We start from the raw sequence: 26728 nt of genomic DNA, 5'->3' as shown, positions 1-26728 counted from the left end.
CATATAAAGCGGTACAGTGTAAATAAAATAAAGCTAAACATCATACAGGAGGAGTTCATCTATGAAAAAGTGGGAAGCTGAGGGGAAAGCCTATGGTGTAATCGTGATTGTTCACGGCGCCATGGAGCATTCAGGCAGATATAAATGGTTAATTGAAAGATGGCTATCAGAAGGGTATCACGTAATTATTGGAGATTTGCCAGGTCAGGGAATGACTTCACGTGCAAATCGAGGGCATATTGATTCATTTGAGGATTATATTGATGAGGTTGATTCATGGGTGAACGAGGCTTATACATTTGGTTTGCCTGTATTCATGCTGGGTCATAGCATGGGAGGACTCATCATCATTAACATGCTTCAACTTAAAGAATATAATTTAGCGGGTATTATCCTATCTTCACCATGCTTTGGAACATTAATTCATCCTCCAAAATTACTTGAATCCATGTCAAAGGTTTTAAATCTTGTTTATCCTACATATAAAAAACCTTCAGGATTAACGGTTGAAATGGCAACGAGAAATCCAGAAGTTATTGAATTTGATTTGAACGATTCACTCTACATCACAAGTGTATCAGTCAGATGGTATCGTGAATTAATTTCAGCTATGAAGGATGCCTTTGATTTTGATGAGGATTTCCCGGATATTCCTGTTCTTGTTATGCAGGCAGGGGACGACAAAATAGTGGACAAGGCTATGGTTAGAGAATGGTTTAACTACTTTCCGGCATCCGAAAAGCATTATAAAGAATGGCCTAAGCTGTATCATGAAATATTTAATGAGCCAGAGAGAGAAGATGTATTTCTATATGCAAAGAGCTTTATTGAAGCGAGATTGCGCAATATAGGGTATATCGTTTAAGGGGTTAGGAGATGGGACACAAATGAAATTACCCACTAGTGATATCAGCTTAGTAAAGAATGTATACAGAAATGTATTTCCAGTTGTTCATCGGGAACTCGCGAGTTGGCAGGCAAAGGCAGAAAAAATCCCTAATGAAGAGCTGCGTACACAGGCCTTATCCAGTATTGCCCACAAAACTTTTCATTGCGAGGGTGGTTCTATATTAGCTCTCGCAGCAGGTGAAAAAAAAGATGATGTCATTCGATTTATTGTTGCGTATCAAACAATCAGTGATTATCTTGATAATCTATGTGACCGCAGTACCTCACTTGATCCTAATGATTTTACGCTATTGCATCAATCTATGAAGGATGCTCTTAATCCGGAGGCCCTGACGAGAAATTATTATGAACTCAGAGAGGAGCAGGAAGATGGCGGGTATTTAGTCGAGTTAGTAAAAACCTGTCAATCTGTTCTTTCAAATATGGTGCATTATCAACATATCGAGCCTTTTTTGAAAAAGCTTTGCACCTTTTATTGTGATTTACAAATACATAAGCATGTTACGTGGGAAGAACGGGTACATAGATTAGAAACCTGGTTCAATGAAAATAAACAGCAGCTTCCAGAAGGTTTGTCATGGTATGAATTCAGTGCTTGTGCAGGATCTACTCTGGGCATCTTTTGTTTAGTTTCATATGCAGTGCGTGATAATTTTACTGAACATTTGGGGAAAGACATATATGAATCTTATTTTCCTTATGTGCAAGGATTGCATATTATGTTGGACTATTTTATTGATCAGGAGGAGGATCGCCAAGGCGACGATTTAAATTTCTGTTTTTATTACGAAACGGAAGAGCAACTGATTGATAGACTTTGTTATTTTGTTGAAAAAGCGAATTTAGATGTCACAAAAATACCGGACAGCAAGTTCCACAGCATGATTAACCAGGGATTATTGGGTATTTATCTAGCCGATTCCAAGGTGAAAGACCAGTTGTCGGTTAAGCAATATACTAAAAAAATGTTAAGCCTGGGTGGCCGTTCAGCGTATTTCTTTTATTGGAATAGTAAGCTGTATCATGCGTTTAAGAGAATGAAAAAGAATAGGCGAGTCTAGCATTCAATACTAAGGGGATGGAGCAGAATGGTGAAATTAAGTATTCTAGACCAGTCACCGCGCTCTGTTGGAGAGCCTTCAGAGCAGGCACTTGCTAATACGGTCAAACTGGCAAAATTGGCTGAGGAGTGGGGATACTCAAGATTTTGGGTCAGCGAGCATCATGATAGTCAAGGCTTGGCAGGATCTTCGCCTGAGATATTGGCAACATGGATTGCTGCTCAAACAGATAAAATAAGAGTTGGAACAGGCGGTGTTATGCTGCCTCACTACAGTGCTTATAAAGTAGCTGAAAACTTCAGAGTATTATCTGGTTTAGCTCCAGGAAGAATAGATTTGGGAATCGGCAGGGCTCCTGGAGGGATGCCAAGAGCAACGCGAGCGTTGCAGGAGGGGAGAGTACAGGAACTGCATCGTTTTCCTGACCAGGTAGATGAGTTATCCTGGTATCTCTATGATCAAATACCGGAATTGCATCCTCTATATGGGTTATCGGCGACACCTACCATTACATCTCCGCCGGAATTGTGGATGCTTGGATCTAGTTCATCTAGCGCAGCTCTTGCAGCTCATAAGGGTATACCCTATAATTTTGCTTTGTTTATTAACAGTGAATATGCTGAAGAAAATATGAAGCATTACCATGAAACATTTCGACCTACAGAGTTAGTACAGAATCCATCAGGTATGGTTACTGTATTTACAGTTTGTGCGGAATCGGACGAAGAGGCAGAATATCTGGCTGGTTCATTGGATTTATCGATGCTGTTTCTTTCACAGGGAATTATAAGAGAGGGAACACCTCACCCAAAAGAAATTCATGAAATGTCATTATCGCAGTTTGAGAAAGCTCGGATTGATTACAACAGAAGCAAGATGATTATCGGTTCTCCTAAAATGATTGGAGAAAAAATTAGAGAGCTGAGTGAACGCTTCTTTACAGATGAAATTATGCTTGTGACAATCACCCATTCATACGAGGCTAAAGAAAACTCCTTCAGATTAATTGCCAAAGAACTGTTGAAATAATAGTGGATTTGCCATTAGTCAATTAATCTATTAGAATAAGAATAAAATCTAATAAATCACTTTAAAAGTGCCTCGGTACACGAGGGTAAAAGGGAAAACGGTTCAAATCCGTTGCAGCCCCCGCTACTGTACTTACTAAATCACAAGTCTGATTTAGTAAAAGCCAGGAAACCTGCTTTTAGAGTTTTAGTACTTATTTTTCGGAGGGAAAAGTAGGCTTATTGTATTCACAGGCGTGAAAAAGTGAATCCTTAGCTCAATACCATCCTGAGCTAAGGATTTTTTATGTGTTGTAGCTTATAATCTTGTTTTAAAGTGCATGAATAATCCGAGGTTCGCCGCCAGGAGTAAAGAGGAATTGAAGTATAAGTTATGAATAATAAAAATAGAACAACCGGTATTTATTTTGGGAGTATCCTGTTTTTGCTGCTCGCTGCGTTGCTCGGCCTGTTTATAGGCAGCGTGGACATGTCATTTAAAGATATTCTTGGGATTCTCTTGAAGAACGTGACCGGCCAGGAATCCTTCTATACCGGTCCAAAAAATATAGAAATGATTATTTGGAATATACGATTACCCCGGGTATTAATCGCTTTATTTGTGGGTGCCTCACTGGCACTTGCCGGTGCTGCCTTTCAGGGGCTTTTGCAAAATCCACTCGCTGATCCATATACTATTGGAATTTCTTCCGGTGCATCGGTTGGGGCAGTGATTGTTCTATTCTTTAATATCGAATTTGCTCTTTTTGGTCAGTTCACATTGCCGCTTGTTGCAATCGTGTTTAGTTTTATAACCTTGTTTATTGTATTTGGTATTACAAAGGCAGCTAGTGTTACCTATGCAAATGAGACCATTATTTTAGCCGGTATAATTATGAATTCATTCATTGGCGCTGTGGTCTCACTTATCATTGCGCTATCCTCAGGAGATCAAATGAGGGAGGTATTAAACTGGCTGATGGGCAGTGTGGCTATGAAAAATTGGGGACACGTCAGTATATTGATTCCCTTTTTTATTATAGGAGCTTCCATAATTTTATATCATTATCGTGAACTAAATGGGATGGCTCTTGGAGATCAATCCGCTCAATATAATGGTATCGATGTGAAACGAAAGAAAATAATCATTATTATCGGGGCTGGACTATTAACGGGTGCAGCAGTTGCCGTATCAGGAGCTATTGGCTTTGTTGGACTGGTTATTCCACATCTTGTTCGCCTTCTTGCTGGTGCTGATCATCGCCACTTACTGCCATTATCCATGATTATTGGAGGTGGATATCTCGTATTGGCTGACTTGATTGCACGTACGATTATCAACCCGCAGGAATTACCAATCGGTGTCATTACTGCCTTAATCGGTGCACCTGTATTTACAATCTTACTGATTAAAGAACGCATAAAAAGAAGGAATTTGACATGTTAACCGTAGAGAGCCTCAGTGCAGGCTATCATAAAAATAAGCAAGTGCTTCAGGACTTTTCTATTAAGGTTGAGAGCGGAGAATTTTTTGCTCTTCTTGGTCCAAATGGAAGCGGTAAGACGACATTGATTAAAAGTATATTGGGAAAAATGGAATATAAAGAAGGGACTTCAATCATTAATGGGAAAAGGACCTCATCCTATAAAACCGGAGAATTGGCTAAAATTGCTGCCGTGTTAAGTCAGGAACATATGGTGGGTATAGATTTTACGGTGGAAGAAATCGTACTATTAGGCAGGTATCCTTATCAGGAGAAGGGATTTTTTAATCATTACCGTAGTGAGGATTACGCAATTGTTGATGAGTGTCTTGCTCAGACAAACACGCTGAAATTTAAGTATACATACTTTTCGTCATTAAGCGGAGGGGAAAAGCAACGTGTCCTTTTAGCAAAGGCTTTGGCCCAGCAGCCAAAGCTCCTGTTTCTCGATGAACCTACAAATCATCTGGATGTAAAGCATACAATCGAATTGTTAAATTTATTAAAGAGGCTCCAGCTTCAAAATGGGCTGACGATTGTCGCCATCCTCCATGATTTAAACATGGCAGCTTTATATGCAGATAGATGTGCTTTGCTTAAGGATGGAAGGAAGGTGGCGGAGGGTGGAATAGATTTACTTTATGATGAAACATTGCTTTCATCTGTATACGAGGTAGATTTGGTAAGTCGCCCTCATCCTATTACGGGAACACCGCAAATCTTTTTTACCCCTGAGAACTATAAATGATTATATAAAAAGTGTGAGCTTCCATAAGCTCACACTTTTTTAACGTTTTTCGATAGCGATAATAAATGGTGGATTGTTTTTTTGATTCATAAATCGGTATTCCAGCACATGGGCCTTATCCTGTGGAAGCTCTGTAACGAATTTGATTAATTCGTCACGTTCAATGTCTCCGCCGGGATGACCGTGATAGATGACAAGAACTATGATACCTTCAGGCTCCATAATTTCAAGTAATGACGTTACAGCCTGAATCGTAGTAGGAGCGGTTGTAATAATTTCTTTATCGCCACCAGGTAAATAGCCTAAATTAAAGATGGCACCTGTAACAGGTTTACCAGTTGGGACAAATTCCTGTAAACGCTCATGACCTGCATGAATCAGTGTCACCCGCTTCTGAAGCTCATTTGTCATCAGTCTCTCTTCCGTTTTTTGCAAGGCAGATTCCTGAATGTCGAAGCTGTATACATGTCCATCCGGACCAGTTAAATTTGCTAAAAATACGGTGTCATGCCCATTTCCCATCGTACAATCAATGGCTATATCACCAGGTTTAACTGCTTTTTCAAGCAATAGTCTTGCGAAGGGGAGGATACGATCAAGCTTCATTTATGACAGCATCCTTACTTGGTACATAAAATTTACCTTGATAGCTATTGCGACGCTTCAATTCAGCATCGATAGCATTTAATACTTCCCATTTATTAACGCTCCACATTGGTCCAACCATCAAATCAATCGGACCGTCACCTGTAATACGATGGACAATCATTTCAGGCGGAAGGATCTCCAACTGATCACAGACGAGATTGACATATTCATCTAATGAAAGGAATTCCAGCATTCCTTTTTCGTATTGTTTTACCATTGGAGTGCCCTTTAAGAGATGCAATAGGTGAATTTTAATTCCCTGTACATCCAGTTTAGCAACTTCTTTAGCTGTCTCCATCATCATTTCTGGAGTTTCAAGCGGCAGTCCATTAATAATATGGCTGCAAATGCGTATACCGTGTTTCCGAAGTTTGTTTACTCCCTCTACATAGGTTGGATAATCATGTGCACGGTTTATGATATTAGCTGTTTTCTCATGAACAGTTTGCAGGCCAAGCTCAACCCACAGGTAGGTACGTTCATTTAATTCAGCTAAATATTCTACAACATCATCAGGCAGACAGTCTGGACGAGTGGCAATGGATAATCCGACTACACCTTCCTCGTTCATGACAGTTTCAAATTTTTCTCGTAACACCTCGACTGGTGCATGGGTATTTGTATAAGCCTGGAAATAGGCCATATACTTGCCGTCCTTCCATTTTTGATGCATTTTTGCTTTTATATCGGCAAATTGTTTTTGCAAATCTTCAGCACGATTGCCGGCAAAATCGCCGGATCCAGCGGCACTGCAAAATGTACAGCCACCAAAAGCTACCGTGCCATCACGATTCGGACAATCAAATCCACCATCGAGAGCTACTTTAAATACCTTGTGACCAAATTGATTGCGTAGATGATAATTCCATGTATGATAACGTTTATCGTCACTTGCATATTGAAAAGGGTTAACCTGTTTCATTACAAAAACCCCCTGTTTAGATTTCAAGAACATAAACTCCATTTTACCACGCTGATGTATACTTTCCAATTGACTATTATTAGCAGCTTTAAAAATCACTAATCTTTTTAATTTCAAAGGGGCATAATGGATAATGGATGAGCTTTTGTAAACCAATCCAATGAAAAAAGGAGAGGGTATCTTTGGCTACACGAAAATCCATGGGTGAGTGTATGGAACGATGTACTAATGCAATTGAATTTGCAGAAGAGCAATATAGGGAGTCTGCAAAACAGGAGCAATACAATGAAGCAGGATATACCGAGGCATTGGTCAGATTGGAAAACTCATTTAATGAGTTAGAAGCAATGGATCACAGTGCAAATGATCAACAGCGTGATATGTTGAACCGTATGAAAATACAGGTTCAGGATATTCAGCATGCAATGGTTGTACGCAGGCGCTAAGGGGGTATTCACTATGCGGAAACGTTCTAAACATAATAATCCGGAACAAAAGACTCGTAATGGCATTAATAATCAAGATATCGAGGCCGGTGAAGATCAAGATATTATAAAGAAGGCTAAAAAGATGAACGAAGCATCTGGAGGCCAACAAACTAAAGCAACAGTTCATCCAAAGCAATACAAATAAACCAGCAGGCACAGTCTATATGGCTGTGCTTGTTGGTTTATTTGTATACAAGTGAGTTATGGGGATAATGAATGCGGCGGAGAATCCAGCCGGATGAAAGACTAATTCAGCCAGATGAGTGAGTAGATCAGCAAAATGAGAGGAATCCAGCCAATCGACAAAGGAATAGAGCCGGATATGCCCATAATCCAGCCAAATAAAGGATTAATCCGGCCAAAATTGAGATTAATCCAGCCCCCAGTTTCCCTCGCCAATCACACATAAATTTTTATCAAACCTGTATAATCGATGCTATATTTGTCAATGATTGAAAAAACAGTCTAAATTGACTTGAACTTTTTAGCGGATTTACATACAATGAATGTATATATTTTTTGAATCATATGAATAACTTTGAGAGGGATTAGTAGTAATTGTTGTTCTTTTTAGAGAGTTGACGGTCGCTGCAAGTCAACAGGACACATTATGAACTCACCCTGGAGTTGCAAGCCTGAACTAAGAGTAAGGTTTGCCGTACATCTGCGTTAAAGAGTCGAGCCGGATGCATATTTACTGCATCAATCAGGGTGGTACCGCGGGAAGTTAATAACAAGCCTCTCGTCCCTACTTATTAGGGATGAGTGGCTTTTTTTATTGTTTTAAGCTTTTAAGCACAGCAATTTTGAACCATGTAGGAGGAATTAGGATGAGTTTCAATCATGTAGAGATTGAAAAGAAATGGCAATCTTATTGGGAAGAACACAAAACATTCAAAACGACTGATCATGTAGGGAAGCGTAAATTTTACGCTTTGGATATGTTTCCTTATCCATCAGGAGCCGGCCTTCATGTAGGGCATCCTGAAGGATATACAGCAACAGATATTCTATCTCGCATGAAACGTATGCAGGGATATAATGTCCTTCATCCAATTGGATGGGATGCATTTGGATTGCCTGCCGAGCAATATGCTCTTGATACAGGAAATGATCCGGAAGAGTTTACAGCTAAAAATATCGGTACATTCACACGTCAGATTAAATCACTTGGGTTCTCCTATGACTGGGACAGGGAAATCAATACAACCGACCCAGAGTACTATAAATGGACGCAGTGGATTTTCTTAAAGCTATATGAAAAAGGACTTGCCTATATGGCTGAAATACCGGTTAACTGGTGTCCGGCACTCGGAACAGTTTTGGCTAACGAAGAAGTTATTGATGGGAAAAGTGAGCGGGGCGGACATCCGGTTATCCGTAAGCCTATGCGCCAATGGATTTTGAAAATTACGGCTTATGCAGATCGTTTGATTGAGGATTTGGATGAATTGGATTGGCCTGAAAGCATTAAGGATATGCAGCGTAACTGGATCGGACGCTCTGAGGGAGCATCTGTAACTTTTAAGATTAAAGGTACGAACGAATCCTACACGGTATTCACGACACGTCCTGACACCTTGTTCGGGGCAACATATTCTGTCCTGTCACCAGAGCATCCGCTTGTGGATAAAATTACAACAGCAGAGCAAAAAGAAGCAGTTGAAGCGTATAAAAAGGAAATTCAATCTAAGAGCGATCTTGAGAGAACAGAGCTTTCTAAAGAGAAAACAGGTGTATTCACAGGAGCATATGCAATCAACCCGGCAAATGGGGAAGAGATTCCGATCTGGATTGCTGATTATGTATTGATGAGCTATGGTACAGGTGCAATTATGGCAGTTCCGGCTCATGATGAACGTGACTATGAATTCGCTAAGAAATTTGATTTGCCAATTCGTGAGGTTGTAGCGGGCGGAAATATTGAAAAAGAAGCTTATGCAGGAGAAGGAGAACATGTAAACTCTGAATTCTTGAATGGCTTGAATAAAGAAGAAGCAATTGGCAAAATGATCGAATGGCTTGAAGAACAAGGAATTGGTGAGAAGAAAGTAACCTATCGCTTGCGTGACTGGAACTTCTCTCGTCAGCGTTACTGGGGAGAGCCTATCCCAATTATTCATTGGGAAGATGGTACTATGTCAGCTGTACCTGAATCTGAGCTCCCGCTTATGCTTCCGAAAACAACCGAAATTAAACCATCAGGTACAGGTGAATCTCCTCTTGCCAACATTGAAGAGTGGGTAAATGTAGTAGATGAGAACGGCCGTAAAGGAAGACGCGAGACAAACACAATGCCTCAATGGGCGGGCAGCTGCTGGTACTTCCTGCGCTATATCGATCCGAAAAATCCAAACGCGATTGCTGATCCTGAAAAGCTTAAGCATTGGATGCCAGTAGATACGTATATTGGCGGAGCAGAACATGCTGTACTTCACTTGCTTTATGCAAGATTCTGGTACAAATTCTTGTATGATATTGGTGTTGTTCCTACAAAGGAACCTTTCCAAAAGCTATTTAACCAAGGAATGATACTTGGAGAAAATAACGAAAAAATGAGTAAATCCAAAGGAAATGTAGTAAATCCGGATGATATCGTAGAAAGCCATGGTGCGGATACACTTCGTCTCTATGAAATGTTCATGGGACCGCTTGATGCATCCATTGCTTGGTCTGCAAACGGACTTGATGGTTCCAGACGTTTCCTTGACCGTGTTTGGAGATTGTTTATTACCGATGACGGTACAGTAAATGATAAGATCACTGAATCCAATGATACTCACCTTGAGAAAATCTATCATCAAACGGTTAAAAAGGTAACAGAAGATTTGGAAGCACTTCACTTTAATACAGCTATTTCTCAAATGATGGTGTTTATTAATGAAGCGTATAAAGCGGAAATCCTTCCAATTCAATATATGGAAGGATTCGTGAAGCTCTTGTCACCTATTTGCCCTCATATCAGTGAAGAACTTTGGAGCAGACTGGGCAACAATGAAACACTTGCCTATACTTCATGGCCTGCATATGATGAGTCCAAATTGGTTGATGATGAAATTGAAATTGTTATTCAAATAAACGGTAAAATGAGAGCAAAACTTCAGGTACCGGCCGGCATTACGAAAGAAGAAATGGAAAAAATTGTAATGGAGAACGGAAAGGTCCAAGAGCAAATTGACGGTAAAACAATCCGTAAGGTTATTGCTGTTCCAGGAAAATTAGTAAATATCGTTGCAAACTAACAAGTGTGGCCGTCTTACGTTTACTAAAACGTAAGACGGCTTTTTTATAAAGGGGGAAAATGGAGATGGAAGAAATAAAAATTATCCAACCGGAAGAGCTGCAGATCAAAATTGAAAATGGAGAGGAATTATCCATCATTGATGTACGGGAGGATTATGAAGTTATAAATGGCATGGTACCAGGTGCTATTCATATGAGAATGGGAGAAATACCCGATCGGCTAGATGAGCTTGATAAAGAAACGGAGTATATTCTAATCTGTCATGCAGGAGTAAGAAGTGAAAATGTGGCTTATTTTCTGCAGGAGAAGGGATATAAAACAGCCTCAATGGAGGGCGGTATGATGCATTGGCAAGGGGAAATGGTATTCTGAATAGTATAAAAATATAAAAGTCTGGCAAAGATAGATAAAAACAGGAGGAGTCTTTGCCGTGATCCAAGTAAAAATGTTTGATTATGAACATGAAAAAGACCTGGAAAAAGGGATGAATCATTTTCTCGGAAAAATAGATGAGGATAGCATTGTAGATATAAAATATAATATAGCAGCTTTCGGTGAAGAGGATGAGGAAGACCAAATCTATTGTTTTAGCGCAATGGTTATCTATAAAAAATGAGTAGTTATCATTTTTGGTAAAATTAATTCTTGGTTCATATTTACCCGTAGGAACAAGTCTATTCCCAGATGAAGCGGAACATCTAAGAAATAATCCATAGGTTGATGAATTTAATTTTTGCTAACTCAATCGTTACAGCTAAAATTACAATTGAATATAGTAAAAATAAGTGGAGAAAACAAACTTGTTTCTCCACTTATTTTTAGGTTTGAACTTATTAGGTTACGGGTTTTTTGAAAAGCTTATACATGAGCTTGAAAACCATGTAGCCAAAGAAACCTCCGATTGTATTTAATAGAATATCATCTACATCAAATCCACCGACATGGAAGGTAAGCTGCATCGTCTCCACAAATAAAGAAAACAAGAAGGACAGAAATGTGATAATCAGTAAATTTCTCAGCTTTTTAAAGGCGATTGGCAGAAAAAATCCAAATGGCATAAAAGCGATAATATTACCGAATAGATTCGAAAACCATACTTTAAATTTGAAGTAATCAGCAAACGTAATATACATATTGATTGTTTTAAAGGGAACAAGATTATAAGATTCTATCCTGTCTTCTTGTCTGTAGTATCCAAAAAACAAAAGATAGGAAAGGATGGCTAAATAGATGAAAAACAACATGTAAATAAGCGGCGAAAACAGCTTATTGTTTTTTATCGTTTGGGCTATATCCTGCACTTATACCATCCTTTCTTATGCCAGGAAATTATTCTTTGCTGCAGCATTTAATCCTGCTAAACGGCCGGTTACCAAAGCTGAAGTGATATTATAGCCGCCCGTATATCCGTGAATGTCCAAGATCTCTCCGCAGAAATATAAGCCATTCATGAATTTACTGGCCATTGTTTTTGGTTCAACCTCTTTCACCGATACTCCTCCGCCAGTCACAAATGCCTTCTCTAAAGAAAGTGTTCCATAGACATGGACAGGGAATTTTTTAATATCTTTGCTTAAAGAACGCCATTTCTCATGGGCGATGACTGCACCCTGGGCAGAAGGATCAATCTGGTTACGCTCCAGTAAAAATAATAAATATCTTTCAGGCACTAAACCTTTTAAGCTGTTTTTGACAGCCTTTTTGTCATCCGATTTAATAATTTTAATAATCTGTTGGAATACCTGTTCTTCATTTAAATCAGGGAGCGAGTCAATTTGGACAACGACCTCTTTAAGATTCCATTTTTTGAGGGCCTTTACAACAAATTGGCTGCATCGCAGGACACCTGGACCTGATAGACCAAAATGTGTGAAAATCATATCCATACGATGGGTAATTAATGGTTTTCCTTTAGGATTCATTACGCTGATTGCGACATCGCGAAGTGAAAGACCCTGTAATGTTTTCTGTTTGATAAAATTTTCAGCTGACGTGAGCGGAACCTCAGTTGGGAATAGCTCTGTAACAGTATGTCCAGCTTTTTCCGCCCAAGCATAGCCATCACCGGTTGACCCGGTGTGAGGAACGGATTTACCGCCAACAGCAATGACAACGGAGTCAGCTTCGATCGTTTCGCCTGTTTGTGTCCGAACGCCAATTACTTTCCCTGAATCATACAAAACATCAGCTATAGGTGAGTTTGTGCGTATATCGGTACCCAATTGCTTCAAACGATTCATCATTGCATCCACAACGGATTGAGCTTTGTCATTAACTGGAAACATTCTTCCGTGATCTTCCTCTTTTAATTCAACTCCCAGTTTCTTAAAGAAAGAAATAATTCCCTCATTATCAAATTCAGAGAATGCACCGTACAGGAACTTGCCATTACCGGGAATATGCTTGATAATCTCATCAATCGGCAGACGGTTTGTGACATTGCATCGGCCTCCGCCTGAAATGGCCAGCTTTCGGCCAAGCTTGGATCCTTTATCTATTAATAAGGTGGAAGCGCCGTTTTCTGCAGCTGCTATGGCAGCCATTAAACCGGAGGGGCCTCCGCCTATAATTATTACATCGTATTTCATTATTCCATCTCTTTTCTAAAACATGCTAATATGTTCTATTATAAGTGATTTTATGAATAAGGCAAAAGTCGTAAACAAATTGAAGTTCAATTGTCAAAAAGGATAGAAAAGAGTAAACTACAGAATAGTGAACAAATAAACAAAAAGACTCATGAAAATATATTTCTTACAGGTTAAGGGAAAGAGTGAAAGGGATTGTTACATGTCATCGAAACTTATTAGAGGCACTTTTATTCTAACAGTTGGTATGGTTTTATCGAAAATACTCGGATTGTTTTATGTTATTCCTTTTAATCAAATTGTCGGCAAAGAAGGAATGGCGTTATACGGCTTTGCGTATATCCCCTATACGATTTTCATCAGTATATCAACGGGAGGGATTCCCCTCGCGGTGGCCAAATTTGTGGCCAAATATAATGCAATGGGTGAATATGCAGTTGGGCGTAAGCTATTTGAATCAAGCCGAAAAATAATGATGTTAACGGGGATTTCGGCTTTTCTCATTATGTATGTTAGCGCCCCTGGATTGGCTGCCATGATGGATACGCAAAAATTTTCCGTTGAGGATGTTACATCGGTTATACGGGCTGTTAGCTTTGCTCTGATCCTTGTACCTTCGCAAAGTATATTGCGTGGGTTCTTTCAAGGAAATGAGTCAATGGGGCCGACAGCTGTTTCCCAGGTTATCGAGCAGATAGCACGAATTATATTCCTGCTGGGCGGTGCATATATTGTCCTGAATTTAATGGGCGGAGATGTCGTACAGGCTATGAGTGTGGCAACATTTTCAGCCTTTATTGGAGCGGTTTTCGGATTTCTTGTTCTCTTATGGTATTGGAAAAAGCGGAAACGTCATCTCGATAAACTTTTGAGCGAAAGTAAAAATGAAATAGATATATCTCTTAAAGAGATCTATAAAGAAATCATTGTTTCCTCAATACCATTTATTTTTGTTGGTTTGGCTATGCCTCTATTCCAGTTAGTTGATACGGTTACTTTTAACAGAGCGATGGTATCAATTGGAGAAAAGGCAACAACAGATGTGGCTTTTGGTGTTTTAAATGTATCGACTCAAAAGCTTGTCCTTATTCCAATGACACTTGCTACAGCCTTTTCGTTGTCCATTGTTCCTAGTGTAACGAAATCGTTTGTTGAAAAGAATTGGAAGCTATACAAACAACAATTAACAGAAACGTTCCAAACTTTGCTGTTTATTTTGATACCGGCAGTTGTAGGAATCAGTGTTTTATCTGAGAGCGTATATGGATCGTTTTATGGATTTCTTGATTTAGGGTCAGAAGTATTGAAAGTTTATGCACCGGTTGCTATTCTATTTGCTTTATTTTCTGTTACAGCTGCAATCATGCAGGGAATAAGCCAGCAGCGTTTTACAGTCCTTAGTTTATTGACTGGGATATTAATAAAACTGAGCCTTAATATTCCGTTTATAAAAATGTTTGAAACGAATGGGGCAGTTTATGCGACTGCAATTGGATATACGGTCAGTACACTTATTAATTTATATGTAATTTATTACTTTACTGGTTATCGAATAAAATCTGTGCTGAGAAGGGGATTATTATCACTCATATTTGCTGGGGTTATGGCCTTGGTTGTATGGAGTCTGGATCAGGTCCTGTCTTCCTGGATAGGTTCAAAAGGTCAGATGGATGCGGTTTTCAGGGTGGCGATTACTGTTCCAGTCGGGGTCCTAATCTACTTTTTCTTATCCATTAAAAGTGGTCTATTACATGTCATTTTTGGAGAGCGAACGGATGGACTATTGCGCAAGCTAAAATTGAGCCGTTTCACGAGAGGGAATTAATCAAATTAAAATGTGAAAGTTTAACTTTAAGGCCTGCTTATTATTTAAAGCAGGCCATTCTCATAATTAGTATCGCATTCCAAGTGCTCGTTCAATGCGGGATACACGTCGATCAAGGCGTTCAAATTGGCGCTCCAGACGTTCAAAGCGGTTTTCAAGCCGATCTATACGGGCATTAACTCCACCTAAGCCAGGAAATAGGCCTCCTGGTCCAGGAAAACCGGCTGGCTGTGGCAATTGTCTATCATCTTGTTCGTTAGAGGGTTGTTGTTGATAATCCATAAATTTAGAACACTCCTTCAATTTATATTCAGCATTAGTCTATTCAAAAAAGGAAAATGGGTGATTTTAGGATGAGAATTGATAAATTATTGGCTAACTCCGGTTATGGAAGCCGGAAAGAGGTTAAACAATTACTTAAATCAGGGGCAGTTCTTTGTAATGATGTAAAAATAAGCGATGCTAAAAAGCATGTCAATCCGGATGAGGATGTAATTACCGTTTATGGAGAGCAAGTCAACTATAAGGAATACATTTATTTGTTAATGAATAAACCGGCCGGATACATATCTGCCACAGAAGATGACAGGCTGAAAACGGTGCTTGATTTATTGGAACCTGAAGATGCAAGTAAAAAACCATTCCCTGTTGGAAGGCTGGATCGGGATACTGAAGGGCTGTTGGTTCTTACAAATGATGGGCAGCTTGCTCATGAGGTGCTTGCTCCCAAAAAACATGTTCCTAAAACCTATTACGCAGTTATTCAGGGGATTGTAACCGAGGAAGATATTGAACAGTTTGCTAAGGGAGTTACATTGGATGATGGATATGTAACGAAACCGGGAAAATTAAGGATTCTTACAAGTGGTCCAAGATCTGAAATAGAAGTCATCATAACAGAAGGAAAATATCATCAGGTTAAACGGATGTTTGAAGCTGTAGGAAAAAAAGTAGTGTATTTGAAAAGAATTAAGATGGGCGAGCTTGAGTTGGATGAGAGCTTGAAAACAGGAGAGTACAGAGAAATGACTGAAGAAGAGATCAACCTATTGAATACACGTACTCCGGAAAAAGAAGACCGTTAAAAAGCGGTCTTCTTTTTGTAGGAAAAACTGTTTAAATCATTACGAGGTTAATTTAACTTTCTTTTGAGTGGTGGTCCACTTTCCACGACTGGGGCTGACAACAAGTTCGTTATAAGCCAACACATTTAAGTCCCTCTGAATGGTGCGTGGAGTAATTCCAAATTCATCCACTAATTCTTGGGTTGTTACCGTGCCGTTGCGGACGATGAACATATAAATGGACTTAATTCTGGTAAGCATACGGTTTGTTGAAGGTTTCAAAAAACCACTCCTTATGGATAGTTTCCAATGGCAACATTCCAACCTGCAAGGTATAAAGGCTGTTAACCATCCCACTTAACTAAGTTATCACCTATACAGCACTCCTTTTTTAGGACTTCAAAATACAAGTCCTTCTAGTACTATAATACCCCTCTCTAAATTTTAAATCCATATTTTCCAATAAAATAAAATGAAAATTCACTTAACTATATCTATTTTTGCGATACAGGCACTATGACAACAATACGATATATTTTATTTATTACACTATAAAATATGAACGGCACAGTCATGTGGTTCAACAAAAAATGCTAATCATGCTGAAATTCGATATAATAACGATAAATGATATGACAAAGAAATGAGGGTCACTTTTATGGATCTTAATTGGCAAAAAGAAGTGGAAATGAGAAAAAATGATTTGATTGCCGACACCAAGAAATTACTTCGAATTAAAAGTACACTGGATGAATCTGCATCAACTACTGATATTCCTTTTGGTCCTGGAATAAAGGAAGCGCTTGATTTTATGCTTCAGCTTGGAGAAAAAGACGGTTTTACCACTAAAAATGTTGATAACTATGGAGCTCATTTGGAAATGGGAAACGGAGATGAGCTCCTCGGTATACTTGGACATTTGGATGTAGTGCCTGAGGGAGAGGGCTGGACCAGCGACCCTTATTCAGCAGATATTCGGGATGGAAAAATATTTGCACGTGGCGCGATCGACGATAAAGGACCAACGATGGCTGCCTATTATGCGATGAAGATCATTAAAGAAATGGGCATCGATTTAAATAAAAGAGTTCGATTAATTTTGGGTACGGATGAAGAAAGTGACTGGCGCTGTATGGATTATTATTTTGAAAAAGAAGAAATGCCAACGGTAGGGTTCGTGCCGGATGCTGATTTTCCAATTATCTATGCAGAAAAGGGGATAGCAGATTTCACAATGGATATGAAATCAAAAAGTATACCGGCTGAATCCTTTGTTGTGAAAAGCTTTGAAGCGGGCCAGCGTTTTAATATGGTACCAGAGGCAGCTAAAGCAACTATTTCTCTTAATTTCGATGAGGCGAAAGAGTGGAAAGAAAAATTTGCAATGTACTTGAAAGATCATAATTTAAAAGGTACATATTCCATGTTAGATAATGAGGTCATCTTAACGATGGAAGGGATATCTGTCCATGGTATGGAGCCTGATCTTGGACTTAATGCAGGTCTTAAGCTGGCGGATTTTCTATTCACCATGCCTTTACGTGGGGATGACCGTGCATTTTTTGAATTCATCCATCAGTATTTGAGCAGTGAATCCAGAGGAAGAAAACTTGGTGTAGCTTATTCGGATGATATTACCGGTGATTTAACCATTAATTATGGAATTATTACATATAGAAATGGCGAATTAGGTAAGATTGCCTTCAATATGCGTTATCCTGTGACATATGATTTTGAGAATGGATGGAAAACGATTGAGCAAATCGCTGATAAGCATCAATTTACTGCGACTATAAAAACCCATTTGGGACCTCACCATGTGGATGCAAATAGCCAATTGGTTAAAACTTTGCAAAAAATTTATCACGAGCACACAGGGGAAGAACCTGAGCTATTGGCAATTGGCGGCGGGACGTATGCGCGTGCGCTGAAAAATGCGGTTGCCTTTGGCCCTTTATTTCCGGGGAGGGAAGATGTAGCTCATCAAAAAGACGAATACATCATGATTGACGATTTATTAAAAGCAACAGCTATGTATGCACAAGCTATCTATGAATTAACAAGATAATCTATCACAAGGGGAGTTGGGGGAAATGGATTATATTGTTCACAATGGCGTCCTTTCGAAAAGAGAAACAATTGCCATCGATATAGAAGATCGTGGGTATCAATTTGGGGATGGTATCTACGAGGTTATACGGATTTATAATGGAAAGCTATTTGCGTGGGAAGGGCATAGCAGGCGTCTGTTTGCAAGCGCACAAAAGATCGGCATAGAGATACCCTACAGTCCGAAACGCCTTAAGGAGATTATTGAGGAATTGGTTCTTAAAAATGAGCTGACTACCGGTACTGTTTATCTGCAATTTACACGGGGGGTTTCACCGCGGAATCATGCTTTTCCAGGTAAAGAGGTGGTACCGACCTTTATCGCTTATACAAGAGAATCTGAACGTCCTGTTATACTGATGGAGTCAGGTGCTGAAGTCTGTATTATTGAAGATAAACGGTGGCTTAATTGCGATATTAAAAGCTTGAACCTTCTCGGTAATATCCTAGCCTTTGAAGAGGCGGTTAAACAGGGATGTAAGGAAGCGATTTTAAACAGAGATGGCATGATAACAGAAGGCAGTCATACGAATGTATCGATTATAAAGGATGGTATTCTGATTACTCATCCTGCAAACAATCTAATTTTAAATGGGATTACCAGGCAGTTGGTTTTAATGCTTTGTGAGGAGCTTTCAATTCCTTACGAAGAAAGACCATTTACACCTGGGGAATTAATGTCGGCTGATGAGGTATTTCTGTCTGGTACCACATTAGAAATTATACCCGTTGTAAAAACCAACGGACAAGCGGTTGGAAAAGCCCCATATACTACAACAAGAAAGCTTCAGAAAGCCTTCCTTGCTAAAATTGAAAATGAATGCGGAAGATTAAAGTAAATGGAAAAGAGTTCAGGGAATACTAACCCTGAACTCTTTTTTGAATAAACATTTTTATTCAAAATCGTCTAAATAGTTAAAATAGAAGGATGGACATTATGTTAAAATATGAAGGAGATAGGCCGATGAATAGACAGAATCATTATTTTTTTGCAATTGAATTACCTAAGGAGATTAAAGAATCATTGCACCAATGGGCTGCTGAATTAGAACGTATGTATGCATTTAAAAGCTGGGTTCATCCAAGCGATTATCATATTACTTTAGCATTCCTTGGCAGTGCCTCTCATAGTATGTTGGATGGTGCTGTGAATTTATTGAAGTCAAGAGCAGAGCAACTTGTTTCATTTCCATTAACGATTAAAGGATTGGGTACATTTGGTATGGTGAATCAGCCAAGAATTCTATGGGCAGATGTGAGGAAACAGCCGATCTTATATGAAGTGCAGAAGAACGTATGGAATACTTGTACAAGTATCGGCTTTAAGTTGGATACAAAGCCGTTTACACCGCATGCTACGATAGCAAGAAGATGTATGGAGGCAATGGAAAAAGACAGTCTAAGACAACTAGAAGACTCTCTCCCATCTATACCAGAATTTCAGGTACAGCATCTCGTTCTATATCAAACCAATAGCCAATCTATTCCTAAATATGAACCGATCATTAAATTTCCATTGGTGTAAGATATTCATAAACGTAATGGTAGGTTGAATTGATTAAAACATGAAGGCTTTATTGGTCATGATTATGCACATCTAAAATGACCATATAGATTTTAAAGAGACTAGAAAAGGGCAGGGGAAACGGGATGGGACAATTAATTAAACTGCAGGATTATGTATCCCGTTATGAACAGGATATTTATCATTATTCCTCTCAGTTTGTCCGCTTAAAAAAACAGCAGTGGACTAAACTAAAGCAGGCTTATGAAGAAGGAGATATCAATGACTGGCTGATTGGCGGAGAAAACAATGAGATATATCAAAATCAGGATGATCCCATTAAAAAGAGAACTCTCTCGGAGACGTTTAAGAAGATATTTACTAAAAGAGAACAAAGCGAACCTTTTCACGTTCATGAAGGGCAAACTGTTTCAAACAGAGAACAGGAATTGGGACGGTTTTTGAAATTCCCCCCACGAATAGAGAGCGATTTAAAACAGCAATTTTTAGATCGGATTTTTAATTTTCAGCTTAAATGGGCGAGTTCAACCTTAAGAGAAAAATCTGTAGTAAATGCCAATTATGTATATGACCAGAAACTGCGTTATTTTTTGCAACGCTTTCCTGATAACTGCTTAATTCTTTACAAGCCTGTCTTTCAGTTTAAAAATGCACCGGTAGAATTGGATATTCTGCTTATGACGCCTACGGAAATATGGTGCTTAACTTTTCTTGAAGCAGAAGAGGATGCCGTATTTTTGGCGGACAGGGGAAGGTTTTGGACAAGAAAACATCATAATCGGGCAGACAAAAAAGTGTTAAACCCGTATATATCCATAAATCGTATGGAAAGAATCATTAAGAGGATCTTAGAAAGCAAGGAGATTGATATGCCAATCAGGAAAGGAATCATTTGTCGTAATGGATATATCGATGATGTAAATGCCATCCATACAGAGATAATCATCGACAAGCGTTCTTATGCAAGATGGTTTGAGGGCATACGTAATAATCAGTCTCCTATAAAAAACCAACAGCTTAAGTCAGGTCAGGCTCTATTGGACTACTGCAGTACAGCCTACACTATTAGAATGGATTTGGAAGAGGAGTTGGAGGAGCTTGATAGAGAGAGCGGTTTATAGGGAAGCTTTAATGAGCAAGGAGAAGTTCAATTTCATTATAAATCCTGCCGCGAAGAATAGGGGAAGCTTAAAAATTTGGAAAAAGGTAAAAAAATACCTAGAACGTGAAAATATCCATTACCAATATAGGTATACAGAATATGAAGGACATGCCTGTAAAATCACTAGAGAAATTTTGGAAAAGGAGAGTGATTCGTTAATTATTGCTGTAGGTGGAGACGGGACGATTCATGAAGTCATTAATGGTGCTGTCGGATATAAAGAAGCCAGGATATCTTATATTCCTGCAGGATCCGGAAATGATTTTTCAAGAGGATACCAGATTGATAAAAATCCGACTAAAGCATTTAAAAAATTGTGTCTAAATAGTGAAAAAATGACACCAATCGATCTAGGATCCTATAAAACTGACAAACAAGGGTATTTTATGAACAGTTTGGGTATGGGATTGGATGCAGCAGTTACAAAAGCTGTAAATGAGTCGAAATCAAAATATTACTTTAATAAAATAGGCGCTGGAAAGCTTGTTTATTTATATTTCTTTTTTATTAAATGGTTAACATATAGACCAATTGATGTTTCTCTTTCGATAGATGGCCGGGACCTCAACTATAAAAATGTTTGGCTTGTTACGACATCCAATCAGCCCTATTTTGGTGGTGGAATAAAGATTTCACCAAACTCGAAACCAGATGACGGGCTTTTTCATATCATAATCGTACATAATATTTCCAAATGGAAACTGATACTTATGTTCGTCACAGTAGTTTGGGGCGGCCATCTCAAAATAAGGGGAGTACAGGAATTACAAGGGAAGAATATAAAACTTTCTTCTGAGCAACCAGCATTTATTCATGCAGATGGCGATTATATTGGCAATGATAAGGTAGTCGTTAATATGCATCATCATAAAGTAAATATTGCAGCTTTAGGAGAGTGAGTATTGTGTATTCAGATAGGTTTTCAGCTTTTTTGGACGCATTAAACAAAATTACCATCTTAATTCCACTTAATTATCGTGATAACGAAACCCCGACCTTTACGATTTATTTCGAAGGTCAAAAAATTGGCGTATTAAAGGTTGAAGAGGTCGTTCGAATAGAGCATTACATTAAATATATATGTACGGCTCCATTTGAAATACCGCTCGGTGAAGAGTATCAAATAGAGGATGATAAAGGAATAGCCTTTGGACTTCGGACAGGTGCAGTAATCCGGACTCCTGAATTTGATGAACATTATCATTATGATGGAAATGATTTAGGCGCTGTCTATACAAAAGAAAAGACAGTGTTTAAGCTTTGGGCACCAACTGCTACCAGTGTAAAGGTTAAGCTAATCAATGATTTTGGGGCCGAAAAAGGAACTGTGGCGATGCAGCGGGGGGAAAGAGGAGTATGGTCATTAACGATTCATAATGATTTAAAGGGTTATTTTTATTCTTATTTGGTTCGTGTCAATTATATTTGGAGAGAAGCAACCGACCCATATTCGAAGGCTGTTTCTGTAAATGGCCAATACAGCGCTATTATAGATCCCGAAAAAATCGAAAGACATTCCTATAAAATTCCCACGTTAGACAGCCATGTCGATGCAATTATCTATGAAACACATGTACGCGACTTTTCTCATCATAACAACAGCGGCATGGATGCCAAGGGGAAATACTTGGCGTTTACAGAAGAAAATACGAAAACAAACAAAGGATATTCAACCGGGATCAGTTATTTAAAGGAACTTGGAGTTACTCATATTGAACTCTTGCCGGTTAATGATTTCTCAGGGGTTGATGAAACAGTCATTGGTAAGGAGTATAATTGGGGTTATAATCCGCGTCATTTTAATTCTCCAGTAGGAGTCTACAGTACAAATCCGCATCTGCCGTTCAATCGAATAGAAGAATTAAAGGAATTGATTAAGAGTCTTCATAAAAATGGACTTGGCGTTATTTTGGATGTTGTTTATAATCATGTATTTCAAAAGGAATTGTCTAACTTTGAGAAAATCGTACCTGGCTATTATTTCCGCTATGATTCAAACGGAATGCCTTCAAATGGCAGCGGCTGTGGAAATGATGTAGCATCAGAACGATTTATGGTCCGAAAATTCATTATAGCCTCCATTAAATATTGGTTGGAGTATTTTCAGGTTGATGGATTTAGATTTGATTTAATGGGCTTACTAGACTTGGATACGATGAAGGAAATAGAACGTGTGGTAAAAGAAATAAGACCGGATGCCATTCTCATCGGAGAAGGCTGGGATTTACACACAGCACTCCCTGCTGAGCAAAAATCAACGATTGCAAATGCTCATAAATTAACGGGTATTGGATTCTTTAATGATCGCTTTAGAGATACGATTAAAGGAAGTAATTTTGATTTAAAAGATAATGGCTATATTTCCGGTAAAAGAGTAGAGCCGCATGATTTCTTTGAGCTTGTGACCAATACAGGTACCGAATATCCATTGACACCGGTACAATCAGTCAATTTTGTGGAATGTCATGATAATCACACATTATGGGATCGCCTTCAGGTGGCTAATGGGTTGGAGTCAAATGAATTAAGGCAGCGCCGTCATCGTTTTGCTACAAGTATTGTCTTGCTTTCACAAGGTATTCCATTTTTGCATAGTGGACAGGAATTTTTTAGAACAAAACAAGGAATCGAAAATAGTTATTGTTCACCGGATTGGATAAATGAACTTAATTGGGATCTAAGAGAGCAACATGATGAAACAATATCTTATTTAAAATGCTTGATACAAATTCGAAAAAGCCATGGTGCATTCCGTTTTCGAACACGTGAAGAAATAGAAAGACATATGAAAATTGTCGATATTCATGTTAATTGTCATGCCCTGATGTATGAAAATGTCGGTGAATATGGAAGCTGGAAAAATATTTTAGTAATCTTCCACCATGCTGAAAAGGAAACAGCAATCACTCTGCCAAATGATACTGAATGGGATATTCTTTGTGATAGTTGTGCTGATGGACAAGGAGACCGTATAATCAGGAAAAGCATAAGAGATTATACCCTTGAACCTTTGCGAACATATGTGTTTGTTCAGGAATAATAGTCAGGAACACTTGACGAATGTGTCCCTAACCTACTAAAATTTAATAAGATGGCTATTGGAAAAAAGCAGTCAATGGCTGTCTTTTTTATTTTTACATACAACCATGCCAGAATAGATTAGATTATTGAAGGTGAATACCATGGATTATTTAGGGCAAGAGTGGGAGATAACCCCTGCCGGAGGAGCAACAGGTGAAGCGTTTATTGCCAGGCATGATGAGCAAAGACTATTTTTAAAAAGGAATTCGTCTCCTTTTTTAGCTGTGCTTTCCGCTGAAGGAATAGTGCCAAAACTGATCTGGACCAAGAGGCTTGAAAATGGAGACGTGATTACTGCTCAGGAATGGATGAATGGTAGAGAATTACATCCTACTGAGATGAGTGAAGAAGCGGTTGCTGAATTGCTTCAGAAAATCCATCTTTCTAAACCTTTATTAAACATGCTTCGACGCCTAGGTAAGACAGCCCAAACACCTACACAAATCCTAATGTCCGTAAAAAATTCCCTTGATAAGGAATTAGAAAATCATCCAAGTATTCAAAATACGATTGAATTTATGGAAAGACATATACAGGATGTCAACAGTGACCAGCAAGTTGTATGCCATGGTGATATTAATCATAATAATCTCCTTATTTCTGACAATGGTGATCTATATTTGATTGATTGGGACGGTGCAATTATCGCAGATCCGGCTATGGATATCGGTATGCTATTATATTCCTATGTTAAACAAGAGCATTGGAAGGAATGGCTATCCAAATACGGATTAGAGCTCACTGAAGACCTTAAGTTAAGGATGAAATGGCATGTGCTTGCACAGGTTATACAAAATATAGTCTTGCACAAACGAAAAAACCGGTTGCATGAAATGAACCGGTATATCGAATATTTAAAATTTGCTCAGGAATATTGATCAATGTCTCGAACCCAGCCAGAGAGTTGCTGCTGGTGTGCTTCTATATGACTTTCCAGGTTGGCGGCATGTATACCGCTTTGGCTGTATTGGTAAATCTCATCAAGTACAGCTTTTGTATTTACATCAAGACCGGGTTGAACCATCAGGGATTTAACAGTTCTCTCAAGCTGTTCAACTTCTGATTGTGAACCGCAGCAATCTTCTTGATGATTATTTAAAATATCTTTTACTAACATCCAATGATGATTTTGTGATAATGGCAAATTATCCACAACCCTTCTCTTCATATTCAATTTTAGGTTGTGAAAGTTTAGCCAAATTTATTCATATTTAACCGGCATATGCCGGTTTTTATTATGTTTTAACTAATAAGCATGGTATTTTATGAAATGTTATGCTACTCTTTTTTTACGTATTTTAGCGGAGGTGCACAAATTTGAGACAACGTTATAAACCATGGGCTAAGGATAAGCTAATGGCCAATCCTTATTATTGCATTCAGGAGCCGACTACTAAAAAGGGTTCATGGAATGAAGTGTTTGGGAATAATAATCCGATTCATATAGAAGTAGGTACTGGTAAAGGACAATTTATTAATGGTATGGCTGCACAAAATCCGGATATTAATTATATCGGTATTGAATTGGCAGAGCGTGTGATTGTTACAGCACTTGATCGATTGCTGGAATCTAATCTTCCAAATGTGAAGTTGCTGAATGTGAATGCCGAAGAGCTTCCAAATATTTTTGCAGAGGGAGAAGTTTCCCGTGTTTATCTGAATTTCTCTGATCCATGGCCTAAGAAACGTCATGAAAAGAGAAGATTGACGTATAAGACATTCCTTGATCTATATAAAGGAATTTTGCCGGAGCATGGCGAAATTCATTTTAAGACAGATAACAGAGGATTATTTGAATACTCACTTGTAAGTTTCTCGCATTATGGGATGACATTAAATGAAGTGAGCTTGGATTTACACAACAGTGATATGGAAGGCAATATTATGACTGAATATGAACAAAAATTTTCAGCAAAGGGCAATCCAATTTATCGTTGTGAAGTCTCCTTTTAATCCTATGGTTTTTTGATCTGTCAACACACTTATAAAAAGGGGCTTATAGATTATGGAAACTTTGCAATTTGGTAAGTTTACATTAACCTGGTTGAATGGCGGAGATACTCATATGGATGGTGGAGCCATGTTTGGAGTGGTTCCGAAACCATTATGGTCAAAACGTTATCCTGTTAATGAATTGAACCAAATAGAGTTAAGGTCGGACCCCATCTTAGTACAGACAGATCATAAAAATTATTTAATCGAAGCTGGCCTCGGCAAAGGGAAGCTGTCGGAAAAACAAATTAGAAATTATGGTGTCAGTGAAGAGTCCAAGCTCGAGGAATCCTTGAGCAGGCTCGGAATGACCTATTCGGATATCGATGCAATTCTGATGACTCATATGCATTTTGATCATGCCTGTGGGCTGACTGGTTATCAGGAAGGCGAATTGATCAGCCTATTTCCTGAGGCAACGATTTATACCTCGAAAATTGAATGGGAAGAACTTCAGAATCCCAATATTCGTTCCCGTAATACCTACTGGGAAGAAAATTGGAAGCCAATTGTTACACAGGTCGAAACATTTGAAGGTGAAGTATTAATCACTGAAGGACTGAGGATGATTCATACAGGCGGCCACAGTGACGGTCACAGCATTATCGTGCTCGAGGACAATAATCAACAATTAATTCATATGGGAGACCTTATGCCAACGCATGCCCATCAGAATCCTCTATGGGTGCTGGCTTATGATGATTACCCGATGGATTCCATACATGCAAAAGAGAAATGGATTAAACAAGGAATTGAAAATAAAGCATGGTTCACTTTTTATCATGATTATGCTTACCGTGCCATCAAATGGGATGCAGACGGAAAAGGAATAATCGAAAAAGTTGAGCGAAATCGACCAGAATAAAGGCTG

The 26728-nt window shown here is 38.7% G+C and carries 28 protein-coding genes, 1 riboswitch and 1 other annotated feature; of the genes, 21 read left to right on the top strand and 7 right to left on the bottom strand.

The window, feature by feature from the left end:
- The first annotated feature begins 61 nt into the window (after positions 1–61).
- The 5 genes from AC4G3N_RS16540 to AC4G3N_RS16520 all read left to right on the top strand — a co-directional run bounded on the left by AC4G3N_RS16540 (position 62) and on the right by AC4G3N_RS16520 (position 5209).
- Positions 62–865: an alpha/beta hydrolase gene (locus AC4G3N_RS16540; protein WP_066109165.1), complete on the top strand. Its 804-nt coding sequence runs from the start codon at positions 62–64 to the stop codon at positions 863–865.
- Between the two features lie 22 nt (positions 866–887).
- The gene (locus AC4G3N_RS16535) at positions 888–1970 is read left to right on the top strand and encodes a tetraprenyl-beta-curcumene synthase family protein (protein WP_066109162.1); all 1083 of its coding nucleotides are present in this window, start codon (positions 888–890) and stop codon (positions 1968–1970) included.
- Between the two features lie 27 nt (positions 1971–1997).
- A complete protein-coding gene (locus AC4G3N_RS16530; protein ID WP_491090690.1) occupies positions 1998–2999 on the top strand; it encodes an LLM class flavin-dependent oxidoreductase in 1002 nt (333 codons plus the stop codon).
- Positions 3000–3047: 48 nt separating this feature from the next.
- Positions 3048–3193, top strand: a riboswitch (cobalamin riboswitch).
- Positions 3194–3371: 178 nt separating this feature from the next.
- Positions 3372–4424, top strand: a complete 1053-nt coding sequence (locus tag AC4G3N_RS16525) for a FecCD family ABC transporter permease (protein WP_066109155.1) — start codon at positions 3372–3374, stop codon at positions 4422–4424.
- Positions 4418–5209, top strand: a complete 792-nt coding sequence (locus AC4G3N_RS16520; protein WP_490558467.1) for an ABC transporter ATP-binding protein — start codon at positions 4418–4420, stop codon at positions 5207–5209. The genes AC4G3N_RS16525 and AC4G3N_RS16520 overlap by 7 nt, the downstream gene beginning before the upstream one ends.
- Positions 5210–5248: 39 nt before the next feature.
- Here the strand turns inward: AC4G3N_RS16520 and mnmM are convergent, their stop codons facing one another.
- Together mnmM and mnmL are read right to left on the bottom strand one after the other, a co-directional pair.
- Complete coding sequence (gene mnmM / locus AC4G3N_RS16515; RefSeq protein ID WP_491090687.1) at positions 5249–5815, bottom strand: tRNA 5-(aminomethyl)-2-thiouridylate-methyltransferase MnmM; 567 nt, start codon at positions 5813–5815, stop codon at positions 5249–5251.
- Entirely contained in the window at positions 5805–6779 is a 975-nt protein-coding gene (gene mnmL, locus AC4G3N_RS16510) for a tRNA modification radical SAM protein MnmL/YtqA (protein WP_066109146.1), read from the bottom strand. The genes mnmM and mnmL overlap by 11 nt, the downstream gene beginning before the upstream one ends.
- 182 nt (positions 6780–6961) lie before the next feature.
- Here mnmL and AC4G3N_RS16505 point away from each other — a divergent pair, with 182 nt between their 5' ends.
- From AC4G3N_RS16505 to AC4G3N_RS16485, 5 genes are all read left to right on the top strand, one after another.
- The gene (locus AC4G3N_RS16505; RefSeq protein WP_491090685.1) at positions 6962–7225 is read left to right on the top strand and encodes a YtzC family protein; all 264 of its coding nucleotides are present in this window, start codon (positions 6962–6964) and stop codon (positions 7223–7225) included.
- Positions 7226–7238: 13 nt separating this feature from the next.
- The gene (locus AC4G3N_RS16500) at positions 7239–7412 is read left to right on the top strand and encodes a glycogen biosynthesis protein GlgD (protein ID WP_066109140.1); all 174 of its coding nucleotides are present in this window, start codon (positions 7239–7241) and stop codon (positions 7410–7412) included.
- A 384-nt stretch (positions 7413–7796) separates the two neighbouring features.
- Positions 7797–8020 (top strand) — a binding site (T-box leader).
- Positions 8021–8097: 77 nt separating this feature from the next.
- Complete coding sequence (leuS, locus tag AC4G3N_RS16495; protein ID WP_066109137.1) at positions 8098–10509, top strand: leucine--tRNA ligase; 2412 nt, start codon at positions 8098–8100, stop codon at positions 10507–10509.
- A gap of 65 nt (positions 10510–10574) precedes the next feature.
- A complete protein-coding gene (locus AC4G3N_RS16490) occupies positions 10575–10883 on the top strand; it encodes a rhodanese-like domain-containing protein (protein ID WP_491090682.1) in 309 nt (102 codons plus the stop codon).
- Positions 10884–10941: 58 nt separating this feature from the next.
- Complete coding sequence (locus tag AC4G3N_RS16485; protein WP_066109131.1) at positions 10942–11127, top strand: sporulation protein Cse60; 186 nt, start codon at positions 10942–10944, stop codon at positions 11125–11127.
- Positions 11128–11344: 217 nt separating this feature from the next.
- Here the strand turns inward: AC4G3N_RS16485 and AC4G3N_RS16480 are convergent, their stop codons facing one another.
- Together AC4G3N_RS16480 and AC4G3N_RS16475 are read right to left on the bottom strand one after the other, a co-directional pair.
- Positions 11345–11812: a VanZ family protein gene (locus AC4G3N_RS16480; protein WP_491090680.1), complete on the bottom strand. Its 468-nt coding sequence runs from the start codon at positions 11810–11812 to the stop codon at positions 11345–11347.
- 15 nt (positions 11813–11827) lie between these two features.
- Positions 11828–13099 (bottom strand): BaiN/RdsA family NAD(P)/FAD-dependent oxidoreductase, encoded by a 1272-nt coding sequence (locus tag AC4G3N_RS16475; RefSeq protein WP_491090679.1) that lies wholly within the window; start codon positions 13097–13099, stop codon positions 11828–11830.
- Positions 13100–13301: 202 nt separating this feature from the next.
- Here AC4G3N_RS16475 and AC4G3N_RS16470 point away from each other — a divergent pair, with 202 nt between their 5' ends.
- Positions 13302–14924, top strand: coding sequence for a putative polysaccharide biosynthesis protein (locus AC4G3N_RS16470; RefSeq protein WP_066109124.1), 1623 nt, complete (start codon positions 13302–13304; stop codon positions 14922–14924).
- Between the two features lie 66 nt (positions 14925–14990).
- Here AC4G3N_RS16470 and AC4G3N_RS16465 read toward each other — a convergent pair whose 3' ends face one another.
- The gene (locus AC4G3N_RS16465) at positions 14991–15206 is read right to left on the bottom strand and encodes a hypothetical protein (protein WP_066109121.1); all 216 of its coding nucleotides are present in this window, start codon (positions 15204–15206) and stop codon (positions 14991–14993) included.
- 71 nt (positions 15207–15277) lie between these two features.
- On the opposite strand from AC4G3N_RS16465, the gene AC4G3N_RS16460 reads away from it, so the two are divergent.
- On the top strand, positions 15278–16009 hold the full coding sequence (locus AC4G3N_RS16460; RefSeq protein WP_066109117.1) for a pseudouridine synthase: 732 nt from the start codon (positions 15278–15280) through the stop codon (positions 16007–16009).
- A 39-nt stretch (positions 16010–16048) separates the two neighbouring features.
- Here the strand turns inward: AC4G3N_RS16460 and AC4G3N_RS16455 are convergent, their stop codons facing one another.
- Entirely contained in the window at positions 16049–16270 is a 222-nt protein-coding gene (locus AC4G3N_RS16455) for a DeoR family transcriptional regulator (protein WP_049669825.1), read from the bottom strand.
- Between the two features lie 376 nt (positions 16271–16646).
- Here AC4G3N_RS16455 and pepV point away from each other — a divergent pair, with 376 nt between their 5' ends.
- The 7 genes from pepV (at position 16647) to AC4G3N_RS16420 (ending at position 24743) form a co-directional block, all read left to right on the top strand.
- Positions 16647–18056 (top strand): dipeptidase PepV, encoded by a 1410-nt coding sequence (gene pepV, locus AC4G3N_RS16450; protein ID WP_491090678.1) that lies wholly within the window; start codon positions 16647–16649, stop codon positions 18054–18056.
- Positions 18057–18081: 25 nt separating this feature from the next.
- The gene (dat, locus tag AC4G3N_RS16445) at positions 18082–18936 is read left to right on the top strand and encodes a D-amino-acid transaminase (protein WP_491090677.1); all 855 of its coding nucleotides are present in this window, start codon (positions 18082–18084) and stop codon (positions 18934–18936) included.
- 125 nt (positions 18937–19061) lie between these two features.
- Positions 19062–19622 carry an RNA 2',3'-cyclic phosphodiesterase gene (gene thpR, locus AC4G3N_RS16440; RefSeq protein WP_491090675.1) on the top strand — a complete coding sequence of 187 codons (561 nt, stop codon included), beginning with the start codon at positions 19062–19064 and terminating at the stop codon, positions 19620–19622.
- Positions 19623–19747: 125 nt separating this feature from the next.
- Positions 19748–20743, top strand: a complete 996-nt coding sequence (locus AC4G3N_RS16435) for an NERD domain-containing protein (protein WP_066109106.1) — start codon at positions 19748–19750, stop codon at positions 20741–20743.
- The gene (locus AC4G3N_RS16430; protein ID WP_139892781.1) at positions 20721–21683 is read left to right on the top strand and encodes a diacylglycerol/lipid kinase family protein; all 963 of its coding nucleotides are present in this window, start codon (positions 20721–20723) and stop codon (positions 21681–21683) included. Before AC4G3N_RS16435 ends, AC4G3N_RS16430 begins: the two co-directional genes overlap by 23 nt.
- A 5-nt stretch (positions 21684–21688) precedes the next feature.
- Entirely contained in the window at positions 21689–23824 is a 2136-nt protein-coding gene (gene pulA, locus AC4G3N_RS16425) for a type I pullulanase (RefSeq protein WP_491090672.1), read from the top strand.
- 142 nt (positions 23825–23966) lie between these two features.
- Positions 23967–24743: a phosphotransferase family protein gene (locus AC4G3N_RS16420; RefSeq protein ID WP_066109102.1), complete on the top strand. Its 777-nt coding sequence runs from the start codon at positions 23967–23969 to the stop codon at positions 24741–24743.
- Here the strand turns inward: AC4G3N_RS16420 and AC4G3N_RS16415 are convergent.
- On the bottom strand, positions 24731–25009 hold the full coding sequence (locus AC4G3N_RS16415; protein WP_257469191.1) for a YtzH-like family protein: 279 nt from the start codon (positions 25007–25009) through the stop codon (positions 24731–24733). The genes AC4G3N_RS16420 and AC4G3N_RS16415 overlap by 13 nt on opposite strands.
- Before the next feature lie 173 nt (positions 25010–25182).
- Between AC4G3N_RS16415 and trmB the strand changes: the two genes are divergently transcribed.
- Both trmB and AC4G3N_RS16405 read left to right on the top strand, forming a co-directional pair.
- Complete coding sequence (trmB, locus tag AC4G3N_RS16410; RefSeq protein ID WP_066109099.1) at positions 25183–25818, top strand: tRNA (guanosine(46)-N7)-methyltransferase TrmB; 636 nt, start codon at positions 25183–25185, stop codon at positions 25816–25818.
- Positions 25819–25870: 52 nt separating this feature from the next.
- The gene (locus AC4G3N_RS16405) at positions 25871–26722 is read left to right on the top strand and encodes a YtnP family quorum-quenching lactonase (RefSeq protein ID WP_066109096.1); all 852 of its coding nucleotides are present in this window, start codon (positions 25871–25873) and stop codon (positions 26720–26722) included.
- The last annotated feature ends 6 nt before the right edge of the window (positions 26723–26728 follow it).

This window comes from Bacillus sp. z50, assembly GCF_058313585.1.
This window is presented reverse-complemented; position numbering and strand designations above follow the sequence as displayed.

Bases quoted from the DNA above. Each gene is read 5' to 3' on its own strand.
- AC4G3N_RS16540 (WP_066109165.1), top strand. From the start codon at position 62: ATGAAAAAGTGGGAAGCTGAGGGGAAAGCCTATGGTGTAATCGTGATT.
- AC4G3N_RS16535 (WP_066109162.1), top strand. From the start codon at position 888: ATGAAATTACCCACTAGTGATATCAGCTTAGTAAAGAATGTATACAGA.
- AC4G3N_RS16530 (WP_491090690.1), top strand. From the start codon at position 1,998: ATGGTGAAATTAAGTATTCTAGACCAGTCACCGCGCTCTGTTGGAGAG.
- AC4G3N_RS16525 (WP_066109155.1), top strand. From the start codon at position 3,372: ATGAATAATAAAAATAGAACAACCGGTATTTATTTTGGGAGTATCCTG.
- AC4G3N_RS16520 (WP_490558467.1), top strand. From the start codon at position 4,418: ATGTTAACCGTAGAGAGCCTCAGTGCAGGCTATCATAAAAATAAGCAA.
- mnmM (WP_491090687.1), bottom strand. From the start codon at position 5,815: ATGAAGCTTGATCGTATCCTCCCCTTCGCAAGACTATTGCTTGAAAAA.
- mnmL (WP_066109146.1), bottom strand. From the start codon at position 6,779: ATGAAACAGGTTAACCCTTTTCAATATGCAAGTGACGATAAACGTTAT.
- AC4G3N_RS16500 (WP_066109140.1), top strand. From the start codon at position 7,239: ATGCGGAAACGTTCTAAACATAATAATCCGGAACAAAAGACTCGTAAT.
- leuS (WP_066109137.1), top strand. From the start codon at position 8,098: ATGAGTTTCAATCATGTAGAGATTGAAAAGAAATGGCAATCTTATTGG.
- AC4G3N_RS16490 (WP_491090682.1), top strand. From the start codon at position 10,575: ATGGAAGAAATAAAAATTATCCAACCGGAAGAGCTGCAGATCAAAATT.
- AC4G3N_RS16475 (WP_491090679.1), bottom strand. From the start codon at position 13,099: ATGAAATACGATGTAATAATTATAGGCGGAGGCCCCTCCGGTTTAATG.
- AC4G3N_RS16470 (WP_066109124.1), top strand. From the start codon at position 13,302: ATGTCATCGAAACTTATTAGAGGCACTTTTATTCTAACAGTTGGTATG.
- AC4G3N_RS16465 (WP_066109121.1), bottom strand. From the start codon at position 15,206: ATGGATTATCAACAACAACCCTCTAACGAACAAGATGATAGACAATTG.
- AC4G3N_RS16460 (WP_066109117.1), top strand. From the start codon at position 15,278: ATGAGAATTGATAAATTATTGGCTAACTCCGGTTATGGAAGCCGGAAA.
- pepV (WP_491090678.1), top strand. From the start codon at position 16,647: ATGGATCTTAATTGGCAAAAAGAAGTGGAAATGAGAAAAAATGATTTG.
- dat (WP_491090677.1), top strand. From the start codon at position 18,082: ATGGATTATATTGTTCACAATGGCGTCCTTTCGAAAAGAGAAACAATT.
- thpR (WP_491090675.1), top strand. From the start codon at position 19,062: ATGAATAGACAGAATCATTATTTTTTTGCAATTGAATTACCTAAGGAG.
- AC4G3N_RS16435 (WP_066109106.1), top strand. From the start codon at position 19,748: ATGGGACAATTAATTAAACTGCAGGATTATGTATCCCGTTATGAACAG.
- AC4G3N_RS16420 (WP_066109102.1), top strand. From the start codon at position 23,967: ATGGATTATTTAGGGCAAGAGTGGGAGATAACCCCTGCCGGAGGAGCA.
- AC4G3N_RS16405 (WP_066109096.1), top strand. From the start codon at position 25,871: ATGGAAACTTTGCAATTTGGTAAGTTTACATTAACCTGGTTGAATGGC.